Origin of the sequence: Flavobacterium davisii (genome assembly GCF_019565505.1) — a bacterium.
Classification (GTDB): Bacteria; Bacteroidota; Bacteroidia; order Flavobacteriales; family Flavobacteriaceae; genus Flavobacterium; species Flavobacterium davisii.
Genome location: NZ_CP067378.1, coordinates 2,510,297 through 2,529,178, shown reverse-complemented (window position 1 = coordinate 2,529,178; position 18,882 = coordinate 2,510,297). Strand labels below are relative to the sequence as shown.

Genomic DNA, 18,882 nt, shown 5'->3' with positions numbered 1-18,882 from the left:
TTGATAAATTTGCGCACATGAACAATGATTTAAATCCAAATAATTTAAAAGAAGGAGAAGATTTCTATTACACTTCTCAAGGATATAAATGCTTTACAGAAAAATACCATTTAAAACGAGGCTATTGTTGTAAAAGCGGATGTAGACACTGCCCTTACGGATTTGATAAAAAAACCGGAGTTATAAAAAAATGAATAATTTTTAGTACTAATGTAGTATTCTAAAAGTTTAAAAAACATATCATAAATATTGCTTATTGCTTACAGCATAAAGCTTAAAGCTTAACAAAATGACATTTCAAGAACAAATAACACAAGGTATTCCTACCGTTTTACCACAGCCAAAAACGTATGAATCACAAATTAATCACGCCCCAAAGCGTAAAGAAATATTAACAGATGAAGAGAAAAAATTAGCCTTAAAAAATGCTCTTCGTTATTTCCCTCCTAATCAGCATGCTGAACTCATTCCTGAGTTCAAAGAAGAATTAGAAAAATACGGTCGTATTTACATGTATCGCTTACGCCCTGATTATGAAATGAAAGCTAGACCCATTACGGACTACCCCGGCAAAAGCTTACAAGCTAAAGCCATTATGCTCATGATTCAAAACAATCTAGACTATGCCGTAGCACAACATCCACATGAATTAATAACATACGGAGGTAATGGAGGTGTTTTTAGTAACTGGGCACAATATAGACTCACGATGAAATATTTAACTGAAATGACTGATGAACAAACACTAGTCATGTATTCAGGTCATCCTATGGGTTTATTTCCTTCCCATAAAGAGGCCCCCAGAGTAGTCGTTACAAATGGCATGATGATCCCTAATTACTCTAAACCAGATGATTGGGAACGTTTCAATGCTTTAGGAGTAACTCAATATGGTCAAATGACCGCTGGAAGTTATATGTACATTGGACCTCAAGGAATTGTTCACGGAACAACCATTACTGTACTAAACGGATTTAGAAAAATCAAAAAAAATCCAAGTGGAGGTTTATTCGTTACTTCTGGACTAGGAGGAATGAGTGGTGCACAACCAAAAGCAGGAACTATTGCAGGATGTATAACCGTTTGTGCAGAAGTAAATCCTAAAATAACCAAAATACGTCATGAACAAGGCTGGATTCATGAAATACACGAGGATATGAGCAGTTTAATTGCTCGAGTTAAAAAAGCATTAGAAACAAAAGAAATAGTTTCTTTAGCCTATTTAGGTAATGTGGTAGACGTATGGGAACGTTTTCACCAAGAAAATCTATTTATTGATTTAGGTTCAGACCAAACATCATTACATAATCCTTGGGCAGGAGGCTATTATCCTGTCGGTATTTCATTTGAAGAAGCTAATGAAATGATGGCTAACAACCCCGAACAGTTTAAAACAGAAGTTCAAAGAACACTAAGACGCCATGCAGAAGCTATAAATAAGCACACAGAAAAAGGAACTTATTTCTTTGATTATGGAAATGCTTTTCTATTAGAAGCCTCTCGAGCAGGTGCCAATGTCATGGCCGAAAAACCAACTTTAGGTAGAGAATTTAGATACCCTTCTTATGTTCAAGACATAATGGGACCTATGTGTTTTGATTATGGTTTTGGTCCTTTCCGTTGGGTATGTACATCTGGTAAGCCAGAAGATTTACAAAAAACAGACAATATTGCTTGCCAAGTTTTAGAAGAAATGATGAAAAAATCGCCAGAAGAAATTCAGCAACAAATGGCCGATAACATTCAATGGATTAAAGGAGCGCAACAAAACAAATTAGTTGTTGGATCCCAAGCTCGTATTTTATATGCCGATGCTGAAGGTCGAACTAAAATTGCACAAGCGTTTAACAATGCTATTAATAAAGGAGAAATTGGACCGATAGTTTTGGGACGTGATCACCACGATGTTTCTGGTACCGATTCACCATATCGTGAAACTTCCAATATATACGATGGCTCTCGTTTTACCTCTGATATGGCAATTCATAACGTTATAGGAGACAGTTTTCGCGGTGCTACTTGGGTTTCTATACACAATGGTGGTGGCGTAGGCTGGGGAGAAGTAATAAATGGCGGTTTTGGTATGCTATTAGACGGTTCAGCAGACAGTGAAAGACGATTAAAATCAATGCTTTTCTGGGATGTAAACAACGGTATTTCACGAAGAAGTTGGGCACGAAATGAAGGGGCTATTTTTGCAATTAAACGAGCTATGGAACAAGAACCTTTACTAAAGGTCACGTTACCCAATTTAGTTGACGAAACATTACTCTAAAATTACCATTTGCTTTGGTCTATTTTTTTGTTATAACTTTATAGAACCCTTTTAAATTTTCAATACTATGAAAACGATAAGACTACTAACACTATTTAGCTTGCTCATGCTTACAGCATGCAGTTCAGTGTATGTAAATACTGATTATGACAAGAGAGCACGTTTTGATCAATATAAAACTTTTGCCTATCTGAAAAGCGGAATTGACAAAGCCGAAATATCTGATTTAGATAAAAAAAGAATCCTTTACGCCTTAGACGAAACTCTAACAGAAAAAGGATTTTCTAAATCCGAAAATGCAGATATACTAATCAGTTTTTTCACCAAGGAAAAAGAACGAGTAGACTATTATAACAATTGGGGATGGAACATGGGATGGAACAACCCTTGGTGGGGAGGCTTTAGCTATTCAATGCCTGTTACATCCATAGAAGGTACCTTAATAATTGACGTAATAGACGCTAAAACCAAAGAATTAATTTGGCAAGGAAAAGGTTCAGGATATTTAACAGAAGATGTTAACAAAAAAGATGCACGCATTAAAGAATTTGTTTCTAAAATACTCGAAAAATACCCTCCACAAATAAAAAATTAAACAGAGGCTCCCCGAAAAAGGCGCATCTTGTTCATTTCTACTATTGGGAGAAATCACATCATATTAAAAGGTGACTTCTCCTATCGTCGAAACAATAAACAAAGTGTTACTTTACTACTCGTCAGGTAGTCTCAATTTTACTCCATTGTCATAAAATACCTCTTATACTTTTGAGCTTTACTAAAAAAGCACAACAGATTAAATATTTTTTTTAGATAGCCTCTTATTTTCAAAAACTAACATTTATCATATTTTTATTCTTATTTACAGTATATCTTTGTCAGTCCATTCTTAAAGAAATGAAAGACATCCAAAATAGAACTGATATAGAATTACTAGTCAATAGTTTTTACGACAACGTAAAAATAGACACTCTTATTGGACCTATTTTTAATGGTGCTATAAAAGATTGGACACCTCACCTAAACAAAATGTATAATTTTTGGGAAACAGTCTTACTAGAGGTACACTCCTATTCTGGAGCTCCTTTTCCTCCTCATGCTAAAATGCCCTTAGAAAAAATACACTTTGACCGATGGATGTTCCTATTCAAAAACACCGTAGATAATTTATTTACAGGAGAAAAAGCTAACGAAGCTAAATGGAGAGCTGATAAAATGGCCGAACTATTTCAACATAAAATGGAATATTTCAAAAAAAACAATCATCAACCCCTATTATAGTACCATCATTATTTTTAATTTTAAATTCGTTATAAAAAGGCTTATTTTTGCTTAAAACAACTAATTAAGATATGGAAACTCATTTTGAAAGCAATCCCTTAATCGACCGATTACCTCAGCACTTAAAGCAATTCATAATCCCACAAAATTATGAGGATTATACGCCTATTAATCAAGCTGTTTGGCGTTATGTAATGCGTAAAAATGTAGATTATCTTTCAAAAGTTGCTCATGATTCTTATCTAGACGGTCTTCAACTAACAGGTATTGATACAGACAATATTCCTAACATGTATGGGATGAACCGTATTTTAAAAAAAATTGGATGGGCAGCAGTAGCTGTAGATGGTTTTATTCCGCCTAGTGCTTTTATGGAATTTCAAGCTTATAACGTATTAGTTATCGCATGCGATATCCGCCAATTAGAACATATAGAATACACACCAGCCCCTGATATTATACATGAAGGAGCTGGACACGCACCTATTATTGCCAACCCAGAATATGCTGAATACTTAAGACGTTTCGGAGAAATTGGCTGTAAGGCCATTTCTTCTGCAAGAGATTATGAACTATATGAAGCCATCCGCTTACTTTCCATTCTAAAAGAAGCCGAAAACACACCAGAAGAAGATATAAAAAAAGCAGAAGAACACGTTTTCTTTCTTCAAAACAACATGGGAGAACCTTCTGAAATGGCACAAATCAGAAATCTACATTGGTGGACAGTTGAATATGGCTTAATAGGAACAGTTGAAAAACCCAAAATATATGGAGCTGGATTACTTTCTTCAATAGGCGAAAGTGAATGGTGTATGACTGATAACGTAAAAAAAATCGCCTATGATTTAACCGCTGCAAACCAAAGTTTTGATATTACACAACCTCAACCTCAGCTGTATGTAACACCTGATTTCGCTCACTTAAGTTTAATCTTAGAAGAATTTGCCAACAAAATGGCATTGCGTACAGGAGGCTTATCTGGTATACAAAAATTAATAAACTCGAAAGCTTTAGGAACCATCGAGTTAAGTACTGGATTACAAATCTCAAGCATATTTACAAATGTAATAGAAAACGAAGGCAAACCTGTTTATATCCAATCAACAGGAAAAACAGCCTTATCTTATCGCGAAAAAGAATTGGTAGGACACGGAACAGAATACCACGCAGAAGGTTTTGGCTCTCCAATAGGAAAATTAAAAGGAATTAATCTTGCCATTGAAGACATGAGTCCTAGGGATCTAAATGCTTATGCCATTTATGAAGGAGAACGAGTTACCTTAGAATTTGAAGGAAATATAAAAGTTACAGGCGAAATTATTACTGGAACACGTAATATACAAGGAAAGATATTACTCATTAAATTCAAAAACTGTACTGTTACACACAATAATCAAATCTTATTTAAACCTGAATGGGGTATTTATGATATGGCAGTCGGAAAAGATATTATTTCTGCCTTTTCTGGACCCGCTGATGTAAATAGTTTTGATATGATTAATCATGTTCCTTCGACCAAAACTATCAAGCAGCAAAAATCATCCGAGCGTAAAGAACTAGAACAGTTATACCAAAATATACGAAATATAAGAGAAGAAAAGAATACCAGCACAACACTAAAAGAGACTTTTGGTATTTTAACAAGTAATCATCCTAATGATTGGCTACTAGCTGTAGAAATTATAGAAATAGCTCATAAAAAAATCATAATGATTTAGTCAACAAAGTATTAAATCATTTAGAAACCGTTAAAATCCGCAAACCTGAGGTGAAAAAATTAATACAAAATGGTTTAGATTTAATTTTTGAAAAAGTTTCTATCTAATGTAACTTTTGTCACACAAAAATAAATTAAGAGCTCATACATTTGGTAAAAAATCAAAATGTATGGGCTTTTTCAGCTTTCTAGGTTTAGATAAAAAGAATAACTTACAAGACTTTATCAACAGAGGAGCCGTTATTATAGACGTAAGAACCCCTAATGAATATTCTTCTGGACACATATCAGGATCCAAAAATATACCTCTTGACGATATCAAACAAGAAATAGAAAACATCAAAAAGTTAAATAAACCTGTAATTGCCTGCTGTCGTAGTGGTATACGTAGCAGTCAAGCAGTTTCTATACTTAAACAACACAATTTTGAGTGTATAAACGGCGGGAGTTGGGATAGTTTACAACATAAACTATAATTTTCTTCATATCAAGATATACCACATTATTAGTTTTTTTTGAAACAAAGGCTATCTAGTTTAGATAGCCTTTTTTCAACCCAGATTACAAATTAGACTTTGTGCTGAAATAGTTTTTTTTTACAGACATAGAGACTAGAAAGTAATAATCTAACGTATTGTTTATCAATTCACACAAAGAAAGAAGTCTCCTCATTAACAGTATTAATTCATTTCTTTTACTCTCTTCATCCAAAACTTCCTTTGATCAAAATAAAATTACGATTTTAGGATAATCTAATTTAAAAAAGTGTTTGAAAAGTCAAAATTAAACATCTAATCTACCACTTCTACAAGAGGAGAAGTTATATTATCAGCACCATGTGATTTCTCCCTATACAAAAAACATAGTATGACAAGATTACAGTCTTTTAGAACCCCCTCTTCAAAATCATTTTTATATATAATAAATCTCTAACGCATAATCTGAGTTAAACCCAGATTACGCATTAGACCCGAGCGTAGCGAATAGACGAAGTAAATCTATTCCACTTTATTTTTCTTCAAATTCAAGCACGTACTCAAATTTTAATCATCAAAATAGTTCACTATTTCTTCTTCTAAAATTTTCCGTGAGCACTTGAATTTATTGAAAAATTTTGTTTCTAACAACCAAGTCTAATGCGGAATCTGGATTAAAAATAAAATTTCCCAAGGATCATGAATATAATTTTAAGATACTCTAAAATGGTATTTTCTAATATCCAAATCAAACTAAACCAAATCAACAATTTAAATTTTACAAACTAAAAAATTCATGTTACTGTATTTTTTATCTTTTTCACAATTTCAAAACTTTCTCAAACAAGATCATAAAAAAATCCCAGAGTTACCTCTGGGATTAGTCGCACTAATAAACTAAGATGATAGGTTTATCGTAATCGATCCACTGATTTTACAAGATCTTCATCCTTCTTAATGGCTTTGTTAGCTAAAACTAACAACAAGATAGTAATTATAGGAAGAAACATCCCAATACCTTTCACAAGAATCTGAGTTCCTCCGGTAAGCTTAGTGCACGATACACAAATAATCCTAGTAAAATTAAGTTTAATATCATATTCAATCTGTTTAACACAAATTGAGTTTGTCTCTTTTTGAAAGATAGTAAACTCATTAAAGAAAACGATGTACTAAGACCAAAAAAAACGGTATACATAATATTCGTCATAAAATAAATTTCTTTACCTTCTTCTTTCCAAAGAGGAAATACAAAAGGAAAAACCGCCATTATAACAAAAGCCAAAACTAAATATACGCTTTGAATTCTTTGAATCATTTTTTTTTACTATATTGGTACAAAAATATATTTTCTTTTTAAAAAAGCTATTGTTTCCTAAATATTTTTTTGTATTATTGCAGGAACAATCCGTAAGCACTTCATACTTCGGAACATAAGTTTCAAAAAATCAATTTTTAAACCCCATTTTTTTAAGCTAACTATACTTTATGTTTGATATTTCTGTATTAAAAGAAATGAAGCTAAATGAATTGCAAGAAATTGCAAAAGCAGCCAAAATCAAGAATTTTAAAACTCTTAAAAAGACGATTTAGTATACCAAATACTTGATTTCCAAGCTTCAAACCCTGAAAAACTAACTCCAGAAACAAATAGTGTTTCTGAAGACACTTCAAAACCCAAACGAGCTCGTATGGTTAAAGACAAAAAAGAAGTATCTGAACTTGAAAAAGTGGATGCAACTATCGAAACCTCCCTTTTTTCCGAAGAATCAGAAGAAAAAAAAGGTTCTAAAAAAACAAACAATAAAAAAACTTCTCATCCCGATGAAGTTTCGGAACAAAAAAAAGAAGTTTTTGTAAAGAAAACCAAAACGCCTAAGTTCTCTAAAGACAAAAAGAAAACAACGGAAACTATCGAAAACATCTCAGATCCTTCCTATCCCTACAGAAGAAGTAAATGAGGCAATAGAGTTTCCCAAAAAGCAAGCAGAAGAAACAATAGAAACAATAGAAATTGCAACAGAACAAACGAACAATTCTATTACAGAAACAGAACAAGCCCCTATTGTTGAGCCAAATAAAAACAAATACAATTCCAACAATCAAAATCCCAAATACAAAAAAACAACTAATTTCAGAGAGCCTGATTATGAATTTGAAGGGATTATAGAAAGTGAAGGCGTACTAGAAATGATGCCTGATGGATACGGATTCTTACGTTCTTCCGACTACAATTATCTAGCATCTCCTGATGACATTTATTTATCAACTTCACAAATTAGACTATTCGGATTAAAAACAGGAGACACTGTAAAGGGAGTTGTTCGTCCACCAAAAGAAGGAGAAAAATATTTTCCACTGGTAAAAGTTCTAAAAATTAATGGTCATGACCCACAAGTTGTTCGAGATCGCGTTTCATTTGACCACTTAACACCTGTTTTTCCTACCGAAAAATTCAAATTAGCTGAAAAAGGCAGTTCTATTTCCACCCGTATCATAGACTTATTTTCCCCTATTGGCAAAGGACAGCGCGGCATGATAGTAGCGCAACCTAAAACTGGTAAAACCATGCTACTTAAAGATATTGCCAATGCCATTGCAGCAAATCATCCAGAAGTATACATGATTGTATTGTTAATAGATGAACGTCCAGAAGAAGTTACAGACATGCAACGTAGTGTACGCGCAGAAGTCGTTGCTTCTACATTTGACCGTGAACCACAGGAACATGTTAAAATTGCCAATATCGTACTTGAAAAAGCCAAACGTTTAGTTGAATGTGGACATGATGTTGTGATTTTATTAGATTCTATTACACGTCTAGCACGTGCTTACAACACTGTACAACCAGCTTCTGGCAAAGTCCTAAGCGGAGGAGTTGACGCTAATGCGTTACAAAAACCGAAACGTTTCTTTGGTGCTGCACGTAATGTAGAAAATGGAGGTTCATTAAGTATTATTGCTACGGCATTAACAGAAACAGGTTCTAAAATGGATGAGGTTATCTTTGAAGAATTTAAAGGAACGGGTAATATGGAACTTCAGTTAGATCGTAAAATTGCTAATCGTCGTATTTTCCCTTCTGTAGATCTAACATCATCTAGTACACGTCGTGACGATCTTTTATTAGACGAAAAAACCATTCAACGTATGTGGATTATGCGCAAATACCTAGCTGACATGAACTCAGTAGAAGCCATGGAATTCATCAATGATCGTTTTAAAAAGACCCGAAACAACGAAGAATTTTTAATATCTATGAATGATTAAACTTTACTTTTATAATAAAAAAGGCTGTCCTAACAGCCTTTTTAGTTATTAAATCATTTATATTTTTACTACTAGATTTATTATATAAATACGCTTTTCTTAAAAGAACCTCATATTAAATAAACTTTAGACTCAACAATATTAAATCCTAATTAAAATTTATTACAGATACAAAACAATCTAAAAAAGCATACTTTCAATAAAGATTTTGTTTTTATTTACTTTTTCATCTCCATCACAAAACCTCATCTAATCTGAGTTAAAGCTTAAAATCTCCTTCTTTTTTTATCTCTTCTCCATTATACTCTACTTTCCACCCCATAGAATGAGTAACTAACAATATTTTTGAAAGTTCACTTACTAAACGATTTTTAGCATTGTTTTTCAACGTTGATTTCTGCATTTTTTTAGCCAAATCTGATTTAACCTTTTTAGTAATAGCATTAAAATCAGCACCTGTAAATTCATTAAATTTACTTTGTTCTATATCATAATACTGTATATCTGGATTTATTCTTATTTCTTCTTTTGGCACAGAAATAATTCGGATAACTTTAGATTTTTCATCTATTTCATATTGCATTTGTCGCAAATCATAAGCTACCGTTACATCTGAATTTACTATGACTAATGCTTTTTTGTCAAATGAAATAAGCCCTCCCAAATAACGGTCTTGATCTTTAAACGTAAGTATTTGCGAGTAATGTCCTTCTGTTACAATTAATTTTCCAACATTTTTAATTTGTTCTTGAATTAGATTGGAATTATATTCTGTTCTTGTTTCATTCTTATCTGCAAAATATTGATATGCAACAAACACTACCACGAGAAATAACAATCCGAAAAATATTTTTTTATATAAATTCATCATAATTAAAAAGATAAATGAGGTATTTTTTTTAATAATAACATTTTTTTAGCATGTACTTTTTCTAAAAATTTTTGATGTTTTTCTGTATTAGGATTAAAAGGACGATGTGCTAAATCTTTTTGAATCGCTTTTATATCAAGCATTAAAGATCTTGTTTCTTCATCGAAATAATTTTCTAAAAAACGTTCCCAAATATAATCTACAGCAAGTTCATTAGGGTGCAACATATCCTTTTCATAAAATCTATAATCACGTAATTCATCCATTACAATTTCATAACTTGGAAAATAGGTCTCCTCTACTCCCGAAATAGAAAGCAATTTATGAAGCGCTGAAAATAAATTTCCTTTGCTTACATTATTTTCAAAGAAACCATCCTTTATATGACGAACTGGAGATATTGTAAAAATAAATTTTATATGGGGATTTAAAGATTTTACTAATGAAATGATATTTAGTAAGCTTTGTTGAATAACTTCAACAGATAACAACTCTTTGGTAAATTCTGCTTGTGGTACCTTATGACAATTCGCAACTATTGTATCTATTTTAGTAGCTCTATAAACCCAAGAGGTTCCTAATGTAATCATACAATGACTTAATTCCTTAATTTGACTATTTATAGATTTGATTAAATTATTCAATTCTTCCAAAAATGCTTCTTTGCTTGGATTTGAAAGTTCTGAATGCACTTCAAAACAATGCCATAAATCATTATGATAAAAAATATCATCTTCTGTAAAGTATTTTTTTCTACAATCCTTTTATTATTTTTTCAATAGAAATGGGATTAAAAATTATCCCAAAAGGATTTACTGTGGTCTTAAATTTAAAATAACTAAATTTGTTACCAATATTTTCTGAAAAACAAGAACCCAATAACAATAAATCGGATTGGTAATCTATTGTTTGATTGGTTTTGGCTATGGGTATTTTCAACGAAAAAATCATATTCAAAACTACAAATATTTTAGCAATCCTCTAAACATTGATTTTATAGAAATGGATATTTTATTTCAATATTTAAAAAAGCACTATAAACTTTTAACCATTGCTTTATTAATGGCAGGTATGAATATTTGTTTTAGTCTAAGTGATTCAATCATTACGGGTAAAATCATGCAAGATTGTGGCGTAGGTATACAAAAATACAAAGGAAATGATTTCGCTTTTATAAAAGCGGTTGGTTTTTGGTTAGGATTATCTGTTTTAATGGCTATGATTTCTAGGATTACTAAAAACTTCCAAGATTATTTTACTAACATTGTTATTCAACGTACTGGAGCTGAAATGTATACTGATGGTATAAAAAAATCATTGGATTTACCTTATGCTCAATTTGAAGATCAACGAAGTGGCGAAACGCTAAATAAACTGCAAAAGGTTCGGATTGATTCTGAAAAACTGATCAATCTTTCCATTTCATTGGTTTTTCAAACAATCGTTGGGTTTATTTTTGTTTTTTTATACATTGCTCGTATTGATATAAAAATTTCACTCATATTTGTTATTACAGCCCCTATCATTGGTTTTGTTAGCTCTGTTTTAGGGAAGAAAATAAAAGCTATATCTCGAAATATAGTAATTCAAACAAATGCTCTAGCAGGCTCAACCACTGAAAGTTTACGTAATATTGAATTAGTAAAAAGTCTTGGTTTAACCCAGCAAGAAGAAGCGCGTCTAAACCAAAATACGCTTAAAATTTTAGGCCTTGAACTCCAAAAAATACGTTACATCCGCAGTTTAAGTTTTATACAAGGAACAACTGTTCATTTCATGAGGACGTTAGTTGTTTTTACTCTATATTATTTTGTTTTTCAAGGCAAAATAGTCATTGGAGACTTGTTAACAATGACTTTTTTTACTTTTTTTATTTTTAATCCTCTACAAGAAATGAGTCAATTTATCATTGTAAAGAATGAAACCAAAGTTTCTTTAGATAATTTTAAAAAGTTATTAGCTCAAGAATCAGAATACAAACCAGCCTCTCCAAAAACAATTGGAACAATTGAAAAATTAAGTTTTAATCAAGTAAGTTTTCAGCATCAAACAGCCCATTTTAAGGCCGTTGAAAATATTTCTTTTGAAATAAAAAAAGGCGAAACTGTTGCTTTTGTAGGTCCTTCGGGTTCAGGAAAAACAACATTAGTCAAACTTCTTGTTGGGCTATACAAACCTAATGAAGGAAGTATTGCCTATAATGACATAAACGAAACGGAAGTAGAATTATTAGAAATTAGGAAACAATTGGGATTTGTAACGCAAGATGCCCAACTATTTTCTGGGACCATTAAGGAAAATTTACTTTTTGTTAAACCTGATGCTTCTGATGAGGATTTGTTAAATGCTTTACAACAATCTAGTTGTCAAAACTTGTTAAATCGTGCAGAAAAAGGCATAAATACTACTATAGGAGAAGGAGGAATTAAGGTCTCAGGAGGTGAAAAACAACGTTTATCTATAGCTAGAGCTATTTTACGAAATCCAAATCTTTTAATTTTTGACGAAGCCACTTCTGCTCTAGATTCTATTACAGAAGAAGCTATTAATGACACAATCAAATCTATATCTAACAACAACCGCATAACGGTTCTTATTGCTCATCGTCTTTCTACTATTATGCACGCTGATAAAATTTTTGTTCTTGAAAAAGGAAAAATTATAGAACAAGGAAAACACGAAGATTTAGTAGATAGCAAAGGGCTGTATTATGCAATGTGGCGTCAGCAGATAGGAGAAAGGAAATAGATGTTCAAAAAAGCATCTTTGTTATTTTTGGTCAAACACCTTATTTGCGCCATTCTATATAAAAGATTACTTTTGAAATGTCGTTATTAAAATGATAACAACAGTGTTTTCTAAGATAAGCAACGTTTACAACAACAGGTTTGTCTTTCTAAAGTAGTTAGTTAAACGAGAATATAAATGAAATTTTTAATCCAATTGGCCTATCATTTTTGGCCTACTTTATACAAGAAAAGATATTATAAAACCCTTGCTTCATTAGGTACAGGAGATTATAAATGTGAACCTGAATTACTACTTATTCATCAACTCTTAAAAGAAGATTCCGTTTTTTTAGATATAGGAACTAATAAAGGGATTTATTTGTATCAAGCGGAGAAGAAGATTAAATCAGGTAAAATTTTTGGTTTTGAGCCTAATGTTTCTTTGGTAAACTATATCCAACCTTTGTTTCCTAAAATTAAATTGTTTCCCTTAGCAGTTTCTTCAAGTACGGGCACCTCTGTATTACATATTCCTAAAAAGAAAATGGATTACAGGATACACGTGCTTCTTTAGAAAATATGGGAGAGGAAGTCGAAAAAATTGAAATCAAAACAATAACATTAGACGATTGGGTTTTTGAAAATAAAATTCAAAAATTAGATTTAGTAAAAATTGATGTTGAAGGACACGAATTTGACACTATAAAGGGCAGTAAAAGGTATTACAAGAGTTGCATCCCACTCTTATTATTGAAATAGAACTACGTCATGCGCATTATCCTATTCACTCGATTTTTGATTTCATAAAAGGTTTTGAATATGAGGTTTTTTATTTTGATCGAAAATCATTGAGTTTACAAAATTTTGACACTAACCTACTATCTGATTTTCAAAAAGATGACTATTTAAATGATTTTAATAAATACATCAATAATTTTATTTTTATTAAAAAATAATTTTGAAGAAAAAAGCATACTTTTTTCTTCAAAATAGCAAGACGAAGTCTGTAGTAAAGATTTTTTGTACATTTTTATCTTCTTTGTCTTTTTTATCTTCATCACAAAATCTATCGCGTAATCTGAGTTAAAATAATTAAATTCGTAATTTAAACTTATAATGAGTGTTGTAGCTAGACAAAGTATAAAATATAGTATAATAGGATATTTTAGTACCTTAATAGGCATTTTTTCTACTGTTTTTTTGTATCCGTATAATTTAGATTTTTCGGGAAAACTACAATTTATACATCAAACTGCATTATTAATTTTACCAATGATTGCATTAGGTATTATGCACGCTAATGTTCGATTTTTCCCACAAATGTCACAAAATAACACGCAACAAGATTTGTTCAAGTTTTCTATTCTATTTATTATTGGTAATTTCTTTTTAGGATTAATTTTACTAACATTTGTATCTATTATATTTCCTTCTATTAAATCAAGAAGTTTTTGGATATATGCCCCTTATATACTCTTTATTGCATTATTACTTTCATTAATACAATTAATATCTAAATATATTTCTATCAAAAAACGTATTGTTATTCCTAACATTTTTGAAAATCTATTTCCTAAATTAGGAATGATAAGTGCTTTTATTTTACTCTTTTTCAACAAATTAGAAGAAAATAAAGCGTTGTGGATATTTGTTAGTTTTTTTGTTATCGCTTTTTTAGGGATGCTCCTTTATCTTAATCATTTGGAAAAATTAACAAAAAAGATTGATTTTATTTTTTTAAGCCAAAATCAATTTAGTAAAGAGCTTTTTACTTATTCTTTTTATACTTTTTTAGGAAGTATGGGTTCTGTAATTGCATTAAATATTGACACTTATATGATTGGTGAAATATTGACTTATCAAGAGGTTTCTATTTATAATACCTCTCTAAACTTAGTTCGTATGATTACGGTTCCTGCTTTGGGAGTTTATACTATTTCAGCCCCAATTATTGCACAACAAATAGCCGAAAACAAAATGGAAGATTTAAAAACATTACACCACAAAACTTCTTTATATTTATTTGTAATTGGTATCGTTTTGTTTGGTTTGGTTGCCATTGGAATTGAAGATCTATTTGCTTTAATGAAAAACGGAGATAAATTGGCGCAAGGATTACCCGTATTATATATCATGGGATTTGCTCTCTTATTTGATTTAGCTACTGGTTTTAATGGCTATATTATTACCAATTCTAAATATTATAAATTTAATAATACAACTACAATTGCTTTAGCTCTGCTCACTATCTCTACCAACTTAATTTTTTTATTCTGGTTTAAATTAGGTATTATTGGCGTTTCTATTGCAACCGCTATTTCATTAACTTCTTATAACTTAATTAAAATTTATTTTAATTATAAAAAATTTGGAGTACATCCTTTTAGTTGGAAGTTTCTACACTTATTACTGCTATTAATTATTGTAATTAGTATAGGACATATTTTACCTGATACTGCTTCTATTTTCTTTAATTTATGCTACAAACCCTTCATCGGATTACTTGTTTTTGCTATAGCTAATTGGATTTTTAAAATTGTTCCTATAAAAGAGGTCTTACCTAAATCTTTAATGCGATAAAAAGAAAACACCAAAAAAAACAACTAATTGACTTACAATAATTTAAACAGAAATAATATTTATAAAAATAATTTTATGTGTAAATTTGTAAGAAATAAAATATTATGAAAATAAAAGTCTCCGCAATTCAATTAGCTGAAATTATCAATATTAAAAATTTCAAAAATGAATTAGAAGGAGCTAATTATAGTTTTTCTGGTTCGGAATTTTTTTAAGCAAATAGAATCTAATAAATTTATTTATTTATTAGATTATGGTGTGGTTGTTTTTGCTAATTTTAGCAGTACAGAAGAAGAAGAATGGCTATACAAAATAAAAAAGCACGAGGAATCCCCTATTAACATGCTTTTAAAAGAAGAGTATAGTATCCTGATAAAAGAAGACAATATAAATTTTGAAGTAAAAAACAATGAAGTCATATTGCCTGAATTAGACAGTTCAGCTATCCGGATAATCATGCTTAATGTAGCACAATCAGTTGCATTAGAATATTACGAAATTATTACAGGCAAACTAGTTTCTTCAACGAAAGAATTTATACTTCAATTAGAAAATACTGGAAAAATTAATGTTTCTAAAAAAAACCTCTTAAAATACATCGGTCAAGTATTAAATGTAAAAAATAGTATTGTTGACAATTTATATATATTAGATGATCCGAACTCTGTTTGGGAAAACGAAAAATTGGATGCTCTTAACAGAAAAATGAAATCGAACTTTGAAATTTTACCTCGTTTTAAAGACGTAGATTACCGATTATCTATTGTAGAAAACAATTTAAAAATTTTCACAGAAGTTCTAAACGTAAAAGAAAGCTCTCGTTTGGAATGGATTATTATTTTATTAATTACTTTTGAAATAATAATGTCTTTCATTAGATAAATAACTAAACCAACTTAATCTTTAATACTGTAGCCATATTAACTGCCATTTTTTTCATTTGTTCTGCCATTTTACCTTCAAAATGAGGATCAATACTGTCATATAAATAATCTAACCAAATATCATAATGTTCTTTTAAAAAGGCGATTTATCATGCACATCTTTATGTATCTGAAACATATTATTGGCATACCCTCCTTTTAAAAAAAGGGCTTGTTCCCAGAAGGTGCATAAAACATCTAAGTGATGATCTAGATGTTCATCTACTTGGGTTACCTTATTAAAGAAAAAATTAATTTTGTTATCAGCTAGGAGTTTACCATAAAACACCTTCATTACAAATAATATGTCTTGTCTTGTTTCTATATCTCTCATACAGCTAATGTAATTCATTTAATATAACTTCCTACTGATTTTTATCATCTTAAGAAGCTTTCTTCTCATAGAAAACAAACCTATCACATTTTATTTCCTACCTTTGCAAAAAAAGTACATTATGTCGCACAAAGCAGGATACGTCAATATTATAGGAAATCCCAACGTTGGAAAATCAACTCTAATGAATGCCTTCGTAGGAGAGCGTTTATCCATTATTACAAGCAAAGCACAAACAACTCGTCATAGAATTTTAGGTATTGTAAATGGCAATGATTTTCAAATATTATTTTCGGATACACCCGGTATTATAAAACCTGCTTATGAATTACAAAGTTCTATGATGGATTTTGTTAAGTCGGCTTTTGAAGATGCTGATGTCTTAATTTATATGGTAGAAATAGGAGAAAAGGATTTAAAGGATGAAGCTTTTTTTAATAAAATTATTCACTCTAAGATTCCCGTTCTTTTATTGTTAAATAAAATAGACAAATCCAATCAGGAACAACTAGAAGAACAAGTTGCATTATGGAAAGAAAAAGTTCCTAATGCTGAAATTTTTCCGATTTCTGCTTTAGAAAACTTTAATGTGCAAACTGTTTTTGATAGAATTATAGAGTTACTTCCAGAATCTGAACCATATTATCCTAAAGATGCTTTAACAGATAAGCCAGAACGTTTTTTTGTAAACGAAGCTATCCGTGAAAAAATATTATTAAACTATGATAAGGAAATTCCTTATGCTTGCGAAGTAGAAACGGAAGAGTTTAAAGAAGATGACAAAATTATTAGAATCCGTTCTTTAATAATGGTAGAACGCGATACTCAAAAAGGAATCATTATTGGCCATAAAGGGGCTGCAATTAAAAAGGTGGGAATTCAAGCTCGTGAAGAATTAGAAAATTTTTTTGGTAAACAGATTCATATAGAATTGTATGTGAAAGTTAATAAAGATTGGCGATCAAATGAAAGACAATTAAGACGTTTTGGCTATAATCAAAAAAATTAATATCAAAATACCATCATTTAAACGTTTTACAATATTATAATGAAACCCCGTTTTAAACAAGGATAGTAAAAAACGGGGTCATTTTTTATTTGAAGATATAATAATCTTACTGGATAATTTTTAAAAATTCTTGTTCTAATTCATTCATCTGACCGTATCCGTTTTCACGTGTTTGACGACCTAATATGTAAAGGAATATCCAGCAAAAAATCATCAATCCCATTACCATGAAATCAGATATAACACTTTTTTTTAACATATAATCTGAAATGGCAAACATCATAAAGACGATAAAGATTCCAGCTATCATAAAGTGCATAAAGATAAAAAATGTCCACATTGTCTGAGCAGGTCCAAACAATCCTCTAACATGAGTAGCTTGTCCATTACTCCCTTCTTTTTCTTCCAATTCTATCGTTAAATACGGTGACCAATAGCGTTCTTTTACTCCTCCTATGGTAAATTGTATATGATTTCTTCTTATTTTCATTATATAATCCGAAGAAATTTGACTTTTGTAATCAATAAATTTTTGTCTGACGATATCAACTTTTTCATCAATATCTTTGTAAAATCGCAGTCGTAGGTTAATCGTGTTTTCAGTTTCCATTTTTTAGTTTACTTTGATTAGAGGGTAACCAAGATAAGAAAATTATTAAAAACTTATAAAATACGTTTCTTCTTTTTCAAAAATAGTGGGTTTTATGGAGTAAATTTCTTCCACAATTTCTGGTTTAAAAATTTCGTTTTTAGTTCCTGTATACGCAAGATGCCCTCTTTGAATAACATAAATATTATCTGCAAATTTGGCTGTTAGATTTAAATCGTGCAAAACACCTATAATCAATAAGTTTCTTTGTTGACTTAATTCTTTAATTTTATACATAACATCGTATTGATAATGAATATCTAAGAAAGTCAAAGGTTCATCCATTATAAGAATCCTATCGTATGATTGTTCCCATATTTGCGCCATTACGCGGGCAAAATGAACACGCTGTTTTTCACCCCCACTTAAAGTTATAAAATTACGTTCTAGTAAATCTTGAATTTCAAAAAATTGAATTACTTCTTGCACTATTTCTCGGTCTTTTGAAGTTGGAATAGAATCAAAATGAGGATAACGTCCCATCATAATTACTTCTTCTACATTAATAGGAAAATGAACTTCTATGTTTTGAGAAAGCACAGCTCTTCTTTTAGCTAGTTCAGCGGTTGAAAGATTTACCTGCTCTGAAAAAAAAGATTTCCTTGAGAAGGTTTTATTTGCCCACTCATTATTTTTATTAAGGTTGATTTTCCTGCCCCATTAGGTCCAATAATAAGATTAATTTTACCAGACTCAAATGTGGCTGAAATATTATCTAGTATAATCTTATTTTCTATTTTATAGCTAATATTCTGAATTCGTATCATT

20 protein-coding genes and 3 pseudogenes are annotated in these 18,882 nt (G+C 30.7%); 15 read left to right on the top strand and 8 right to left on the bottom strand.

Annotated elements, in window-relative coordinates; all coding sequences use genetic code 11:
• The first annotated feature begins 17 nt into the window (after positions 1-17).
• From JJC05_RS12050 to JJC05_RS12025, 6 genes and pseudogenes are all read left to right on the top strand, one after another.
• Positions 18-194 (top strand): C1orf53 family protein, encoded by a 177-nt coding sequence (locus tag JJC05_RS12050; RefSeq protein ID WP_235877458.1) that lies wholly within the window; start codon positions 18-20, stop codon positions 192-194.
• Positions 195-289: 95 nt separating this feature from the next.
• On the top strand, positions 290-2,275 hold the full coding sequence (gene hutU, locus JJC05_RS12045; RefSeq protein WP_105196119.1) for a urocanate hydratase: 1,986 nt from the start codon (positions 290-292) through the stop codon (positions 2,273-2,275).
• Between the two features lie 67 nt (positions 2,276-2,342).
• Positions 2,343-2,870 carry a DUF4136 domain-containing protein gene (locus JJC05_RS12040; RefSeq protein ID WP_105196118.1) on the top strand — a complete coding sequence of 176 codons (528 nt, stop codon included), beginning with the start codon at positions 2,343-2,345 and terminating at the stop codon, positions 2,868-2,870.
• A gap of 299 nt (positions 2,871-3,169) precedes the next feature.
• Positions 3,170-3,553 (top strand): group III truncated hemoglobin, encoded by a 384-nt coding sequence (locus tag JJC05_RS12035; protein WP_127823776.1) that lies wholly within the window; start codon positions 3,170-3,172, stop codon positions 3,551-3,553.
• Between the two features lie 71 nt (positions 3,554-3,624).
• Positions 3,625-5,381, top strand: a pseudogene (locus JJC05_RS12030) (aromatic amino acid hydroxylase).
• A gap of 62 nt (positions 5,382-5,443) precedes the next feature.
• Complete coding sequence (locus JJC05_RS12025) at positions 5,444-5,749, top strand: rhodanese-like domain-containing protein (RefSeq protein WP_164849158.1); 306 nt, start codon at positions 5,444-5,446, stop codon at positions 5,747-5,749.
• A 911-nt stretch (positions 5,750-6,660) separates the two neighbouring features.
• Here JJC05_RS12025 and JJC05_RS12020 read toward each other — a convergent pair.
• Positions 6,661-7,067 (bottom strand): annotated as a pseudogene (locus tag JJC05_RS12020) (DUF4293 domain-containing protein).
• 170 nt (positions 7,068-7,237) lie between these two features.
• Between JJC05_RS12020 and JJC05_RS18910 the strand changes: the two are divergent.
• The 3 genes and pseudogenes from JJC05_RS18910 to rho all read left to right on the top strand — a co-directional run.
• A complete protein-coding gene (locus JJC05_RS18910) occupies positions 7,238-7,342 on the top strand; it encodes a Rho termination factor N-terminal domain-containing protein (protein WP_374226301.1) in 105 nt (34 codons plus the stop codon).
• A 98-nt stretch (positions 7,343-7,440) separates the two neighbouring features.
• On the top strand, positions 7,441-7,710 hold the full coding sequence (locus tag JJC05_RS18905) for a hypothetical protein (protein WP_374226300.1): 270 nt from the start codon (positions 7,441-7,443) through the stop codon (positions 7,708-7,710).
• Positions 7,711-7,822: 112 nt separating this feature from the next.
• Positions 7,823-9,019: pseudogene (rho, locus tag JJC05_RS12015) on the top strand (transcription termination factor Rho); the annotation flags it as partial.
• 259 nt (positions 9,020-9,278) lie between these two features.
• Here rho and JJC05_RS12010 read toward each other — a convergent pair.
• The 3 genes from JJC05_RS12010 to JJC05_RS18375 are packed head-to-tail and all read right to left on the bottom strand — an operon-like array spanning position 9,279 to position 10,841.
• The gene (locus JJC05_RS12010; RefSeq protein ID WP_127823778.1) at positions 9,279-9,890 is read right to left on the bottom strand and encodes a DUF4230 domain-containing protein; all 612 of its coding nucleotides are present in this window, start codon (positions 9,888-9,890) and stop codon (positions 9,279-9,281) included.
• A gap of 2 nt (positions 9,891-9,892) precedes the next feature.
• Positions 9,893-10,618: a GSCFA domain-containing protein gene (locus JJC05_RS12005; RefSeq protein ID WP_374226361.1), complete on the bottom strand. Its 726-nt coding sequence runs from the start codon at positions 10,616-10,618 to the stop codon at positions 9,893-9,895.
• A gap of 25 nt (positions 10,619-10,643) precedes the next feature.
• Positions 10,644-10,841: a GSCFA domain-containing protein gene (locus tag JJC05_RS18375; RefSeq protein WP_309597320.1), complete on the bottom strand. Its 198-nt coding sequence runs from the start codon at positions 10,839-10,841 to the stop codon at positions 10,644-10,646.
• A 51-nt stretch (positions 10,842-10,892) separates the two neighbouring features.
• Between JJC05_RS18375 and JJC05_RS12000 the strand changes: the two genes are divergently transcribed.
• From JJC05_RS12000 to JJC05_RS11985, 5 genes are all read left to right on the top strand, one after another.
• Positions 10,893-12,638: an ABC transporter ATP-binding protein gene (locus JJC05_RS12000; RefSeq protein ID WP_105196143.1), complete on the top strand. Its 1,746-nt coding sequence runs from the start codon at positions 10,893-10,895 to the stop codon at positions 12,636-12,638.
• A gap of 177 nt (positions 12,639-12,815) precedes the next feature.
• Entirely contained in the window at positions 12,816-13,193 is a 378-nt protein-coding gene (locus JJC05_RS17455) for a class I SAM-dependent methyltransferase (RefSeq protein ID WP_258928827.1), read from the top strand.
• A gap of 5 nt (positions 13,194-13,198) precedes the next feature.
• On the top strand, positions 13,199-13,378 hold the full coding sequence (locus JJC05_RS17450) for an FkbM family methyltransferase (protein WP_258928825.1): 180 nt from the start codon (positions 13,199-13,201) through the stop codon (positions 13,376-13,378).
• Between the two features lie 357 nt (positions 13,379-13,735).
• On the top strand, positions 13,736-15,199 hold the full coding sequence (locus tag JJC05_RS11990) for a lipopolysaccharide biosynthesis protein (protein WP_235877456.1): 1,464 nt from the start codon (positions 13,736-13,738) through the stop codon (positions 15,197-15,199).
• Positions 15,200-15,382: 183 nt separating this feature from the next.
• Positions 15,383-16,081 carry an RMD1 family protein gene (locus JJC05_RS11985; protein WP_309597482.1) on the top strand — a complete coding sequence of 233 codons (699 nt, stop codon included), beginning with the start codon at positions 15,383-15,385 and terminating at the stop codon, positions 16,079-16,081.
• Between the two features lie 135 nt (positions 16,082-16,216).
• Here the strand turns inward: JJC05_RS11985 and JJC05_RS17445 are convergent, their stop codons facing one another.
• Positions 16,217-16,456, bottom strand: a complete 240-nt coding sequence (locus JJC05_RS17445) for a group III truncated hemoglobin (RefSeq protein WP_258928822.1) — start codon at positions 16,454-16,456, stop codon at positions 16,217-16,219.
• A 121-nt stretch (positions 16,457-16,577) separates the two neighbouring features.
• Between JJC05_RS17445 and era the strand changes: the two genes are divergently transcribed.
• Complete coding sequence (era, locus tag JJC05_RS11975; protein ID WP_235877454.1) at positions 16,578-17,465, top strand: GTPase Era; 888 nt, start codon at positions 16,578-16,580, stop codon at positions 17,463-17,465.
• Between the two features lie 106 nt (positions 17,466-17,571).
• On the opposite strand, the gene JJC05_RS11970 is transcribed toward era, so the two are convergent.
• The 3 genes from JJC05_RS11970 to JJC05_RS18370 are packed head-to-tail and all read right to left on the bottom strand — an operon-like array spanning position 17,572 to position 18,881.
• A complete protein-coding gene (locus JJC05_RS11970; protein ID WP_105196106.1) occupies positions 17,572-18,075 on the bottom strand; it encodes a hypothetical protein in 504 nt (167 codons plus the stop codon).
• Between the two features lie 45 nt (positions 18,076-18,120).
• Positions 18,121-18,654 carry an ABC transporter ATP-binding protein gene (locus JJC05_RS11965; RefSeq protein ID WP_235877453.1) on the bottom strand — a complete coding sequence of 178 codons (534 nt, stop codon included), beginning with the start codon at positions 18,652-18,654 and terminating at the stop codon, positions 18,121-18,123.
• A gap of 35 nt (positions 18,655-18,689) precedes the next feature.
• Positions 18,690-18,881, bottom strand: a complete 192-nt coding sequence (locus JJC05_RS18370; protein ID WP_235877452.1) for an ATP-binding cassette domain-containing protein — start codon at positions 18,879-18,881, stop codon at positions 18,690-18,692.
• Between the last annotated feature and the right edge of the window lies 1 nt (position 18,882).

Excerpts from the sequence above, each read along its gene's own strand:
- JJC05_RS18905 (WP_374226300.1), top strand. The coding sequence starts at position 7,441 with ATGGTTAAAGACAAAAAAGAAGTATCTGAACTTGAAAAAGTGGATGCA.
- JJC05_RS18375 (WP_309597320.1), bottom strand. The coding sequence starts at position 10,841 with ATGATTTTTTCGTTGAAAATACCCATAGCCAAAACCAATCAAACAATA.
- JJC05_RS12000 (WP_105196143.1), top strand. The coding sequence starts at position 10,893 with ATGGATATTTTATTTCAATATTTAAAAAAGCACTATAAACTTTTAACC.
- JJC05_RS11970 (WP_105196106.1), bottom strand. The coding sequence starts at position 18,075 with ATGGAAACTGAAAACACGATTAACCTACGACTGCGATTTTACAAAGAT.
- JJC05_RS17450 (WP_258928825.1), top strand. The coding sequence starts at position 13,199 with ATGGGAGAGGAAGTCGAAAAAATTGAAATCAAAACAATAACATTAGAC.
- JJC05_RS12050 (WP_235877458.1), top strand. The coding sequence starts at position 18 with ATGAACAATGATTTAAATCCAAATAATTTAAAAGAAGGAGAAGATTTC.
- JJC05_RS12025 (WP_164849158.1), top strand. The coding sequence starts at position 5,444 with ATGGGCTTTTTCAGCTTTCTAGGTTTAGATAAAAAGAATAACTTACAA.
- hutU (WP_105196119.1), top strand. The coding sequence starts at position 290 with ATGACATTTCAAGAACAAATAACACAAGGTATTCCTACCGTTTTACCA.
- JJC05_RS12035 (WP_127823776.1), top strand. The coding sequence starts at position 3,170 with ATGAAAGACATCCAAAATAGAACTGATATAGAATTACTAGTCAATAGT.
- JJC05_RS17445 (WP_258928822.1), bottom strand. The coding sequence starts at position 16,456 with ATGAGAGATATAGAAACAAGACAAGACATATTATTTGTAATGAAGGTG.
- JJC05_RS12040 (WP_105196118.1), top strand. The coding sequence starts at position 2,343 with ATGAAAACGATAAGACTACTAACACTATTTAGCTTGCTCATGCTTACA.
- era (WP_235877454.1), top strand. The coding sequence starts at position 16,578 with ATGTCGCACAAAGCAGGATACGTCAATATTATAGGAAATCCCAACGTT.
- JJC05_RS12010 (WP_127823778.1), bottom strand. The coding sequence starts at position 9,890 with ATGATGAATTTATATAAAAAAATATTTTTCGGATTGTTATTTCTCGTG.
- JJC05_RS18370 (WP_235877452.1), bottom strand. The coding sequence starts at position 18,881 with ATGATACGAATTCAGAATATTAGCTATAAAATAGAAAATAAGATTATA.
- JJC05_RS17455 (WP_258928827.1), top strand. The coding sequence starts at position 12,816 with ATGAAATTTTTAATCCAATTGGCCTATCATTTTTGGCCTACTTTATAC.
- JJC05_RS11990 (WP_235877456.1), top strand. The coding sequence starts at position 13,736 with ATGAGTGTTGTAGCTAGACAAAGTATAAAATATAGTATAATAGGATAT.
- JJC05_RS18910 (WP_374226301.1), top strand. The coding sequence starts at position 7,238 with ATGTTTGATATTTCTGTATTAAAAGAAATGAAGCTAAATGAATTGCAA.